The organism is Lacrimispora amygdalina, assembly GCF_900205965.1.
Lineage (GTDB): Bacteria > Bacillota > Clostridia > Lachnospirales > Lachnospiraceae > Lacrimispora > Lacrimispora amygdalina_A.
In genome coordinates this window covers 1-2,349 of sequence record NZ_OAOF01000065.1, presented here as the reverse complement: position 1 = coordinate 2,349, position 2,349 = coordinate 1, and the positions used below count along the sequence as shown (strand labels likewise).

The 2,349-nt window shown below is 43.0% G+C and carries 2 protein-coding genes; both read left to right on the top strand.

What is annotated here, in order from left to right:
• Nucleotides 1-266: 266 nt before the first annotated feature.
• Nucleotides 267-1,127 carry a tyrosine-type recombinase/integrase gene (locus CRO04_RS25635; RefSeq protein WP_097007054.1) on the top strand — a complete coding sequence of 287 codons (861 nt, stop codon included), beginning with the start codon at nucleotides 267-269 and terminating at the stop codon, nucleotides 1,125-1,127.
• Nucleotides 1,124-2,254 (top strand): IS91 family transposase, encoded by a 1,131-nt coding sequence (locus CRO04_RS25630; protein ID WP_097007053.1) that lies wholly within the window; start codon nucleotides 1,124-1,126, stop codon nucleotides 2,252-2,254. Before CRO04_RS25635 ends, CRO04_RS25630 begins: the two co-directional genes overlap by 4 nt.
• Nucleotides 2,255-2,349 lie beyond the last annotated feature (95 nt).

Below are 2,349 nucleotides of genomic sequence, written 5' to 3'. Positions count from 1 at the left end.
ATTGAACAAAATCGCTATCGCGATGGCTGTTCAAAATTCCTTTTATTCTCCACCCACCTCAAAAATAAATATGGCAGATTTTGAATTTTTCGTGTATTGTTAAGCTACCACACCTAAACAGCCACATAAACCAAAACCTGCCTATGTTGATTCTATCATTTATTTCAGTAACTAACAATTCCTTATTTTATTTTTTTACTGCGAGACCTCCTCCTTTTGCGATTTCTTAATCACTTTACTACTTTTATCTTTTCAGGAGGTTTCTTATGCAGCATTATATTGATTCTTTTACGACTATGGTCTCCCTCAGAGGCCTTGCTGGTCATACCTTAAAATCTTATTCCAGTTATCTTAAATCGTACCTTTCCTATCTGACAGATCATCTCCACAAACTGCCCGAAGATGTTTCTTGGGATGAACTGCGCCAGTATATCCTTTTTCTGCAAAACGTCAGATCCCTTTCCGACCGTTCCATCAATGCTCATATTTCCCAGCTTAAGTTCTTTACACTTTACGTTCTTCACAAACCCTGGGATCCTTATCAGATCCCTTTCCGCAGATTTGATTCTTATCTCCCAGAAATTCTTTCCCAGGAGGAAGTCCGTTACTTTATCGATTCTTTCGATAACTTAAAACACAAAGCTGTCATCTCTCTTTTGTATTCCGCCGGTCTCCGGGTTGGTGAAGTCTGCCATCTTAAATATAAGGATATCAGTCGGAGGAACATGACCATTCATATTTCCCACAGCAAGAATCGTTCGGACCGTTACGCCATCCTTGCTTCCAATGCTCTGGATATTCTTACTGATTACTGGCTTTCCTACGGTAAGCCCACTGACTGGCTTTTCCCCAGCACCTTCACCTCTGATAAACCCATCTGTTCCTTTACCGTCAATCGGTTTGTCAATCAACACCTGGCGCGCCTTGGCTGGAATAAGAATATCAGCAGTCATACGTTCCGACACTGTTTCGGAACTCATTTATATGAGAACGGTGTCGATCTGCTCACTATTAAGTCCCTTTTAGGACATAAATCCTTATCTTCTACCACCATTTACGTCCATCTTGGCTCCAATGGGGTTCATTCCACCCTCAGCCCTTTTGATATGAATGGAGGTATGAAATGAGTTTTCCCATACAACTGGCCTTTGAACGCTTTTATTCTTGTTTTGCAGATTCCCAGCCAGACTATTCCCACTATAACAAAGTGGCTTCCGCTATCATAAACTGCAAGTCCGGAAGTCTTGGCTGCAACATATCCGTCTGTGATGACTGCGGTCATGTATCCGTACATAACAACTCCTGCCGCAATCGGCACTGTCCCTGCTGTCAGATCATGCACAAGGAACTCTGGATCGATTCCAGAATGGCCGAAACCATTGACTGTCCATATTTCCACGCAGTCTTTACCGTTCCCTCCGAGCTGAATGAATTGATCCTTTTTAACAAGAAGGAGCTTTATTCCCTGATGCATAAGGCCTCTGCCAGAACACTTCTCGAACTGGCTTCTGATAAAAAATATCTCGGTGCCACTGCAGGGATTATACAGGTACTGCACACCTGGGGACAAAAGCTTGATTTCCATCCACATATCCACTGCATCGTTATGGGGGGCGGTTTGACTCCTGACCGAAAGTTTGTCCGTTCCTCAAAGGACTTTTTCATTCCAGTAAAAGTCCTTTCCAAAAAATTTCGCGGGAAATTTCTGGCTCTTCTTTCTGATCTGCATTCAAACGGTAAACTGTTTGTTCCTGATTCCATTTCTGATTGGAATTCTTTTATGGATTCCCTATATAACAAAGAATGGATTCCATTTATAAAAGAAACTTTCGATGGAGCAGCCAATGCGGTCTCTTATCTCGGAAGATATACCCACAGGATTGCCATCTCCAACAGCCGCATTCTTGAAGTGACGGATTCGTCCGTCTCCTTCCGCTATAAAGATTACCGGGACAATCATACCGACAAGGTCATGACACTGGAGGGCACGGAATTTATCCGGCGGTTCCTGCTCCATGTGCTTCCCAGAGGTTTTACCAGAATCCGCTATTACGGGATCTTGAGTAACCGCACCAGAAAAGATAAGATTGCTATAATCCGCACCCAGACAGTACGGCTTAAGTTCCGTTCCCGGTATGACGGTCTTTCCACTGAAGTAAGGATTCTTGCCATGTTTGGCATAGACCTCCGGGAGTGTCCCTGCTGTAAAAGCCGTAACTATCATCAGGTAAAATCTTTCCATCTGCGAAATTGAAACATCGCTTTACATACTTTTTTAAAGCCGCCGTACAGACGGTTTATTTGTGTTGGTTTTTTTTCTGATGTAAGGCCGGAAAACTGATAACAGTT